Here is a 511-nt window from a genome sequence, read left to right as displayed (position 1 = left end):
ATATGTCGCTATTTTGGGCGAAAATAATTCTTACATCCATACGGCCAATTCGGGATTAATCTATGAAGTAAGTCCCAATTTCAGGCTAGATACTGCCTTTAATTTAGGGCTTAATGCCATATCGCCCAGCACCTTGTTTTTTGGTTTCTCCTTCAGACTCTAATAAAATTCTAATTTTTTTCTAAAAGGTCTCTAACGGCTCCCAATCGGGAGCTGTTTTAGTTTTGTAGCGCCAATAAAAAACAGACTTATATAGATTCCGATCCCGGTTGTAAAACAAGTAGATACCTAATCTGATTTTGCACCATGCTTTTTGCAGGTGCAAAAGACAAGGGTGTTTGCACAAGCAGAAAGAAAAATGACATTATTAGATTTCGCCACACGCCTTTCTTTAGCCCTTATACTCGGGATTGCCATTGGACTAGAAAGACAATGGCGGCAAAAAAGTGCCGGACTTCGTACCAACACACTTGTTGCCCTTGGCTCTGCCGCATTTACGCTTATCTCTATA

The 511-nt window shown here is 40.3% G+C and carries 1 protein-coding gene; it reads left to right on the top strand.

All coding sequences use genetic code 11. The features are described 5' to 3' along the window. Positions 1 to 358 precede the first annotated feature (358 nt). Positions 359 to 511, top strand: a 153-nt coding sequence (locus tag ACK4HU_RS22015) for an MgtC/SapB family protein (protein ID WP_409810376.1), incomplete at its 3' end; no start/stop codon positions are given.

The organism is Algoriphagus sp. (assembly GCF_046296635.1).
Taxonomy (GTDB): Bacteria; Bacteroidota; Bacteroidia; order Cytophagales; family Cyclobacteriaceae; genus Algoriphagus.
The sequence above is the reverse complement of the archived record's forward strand: the minus strand, read 5'-3'. Positions and strand labels throughout refer to the sequence as shown.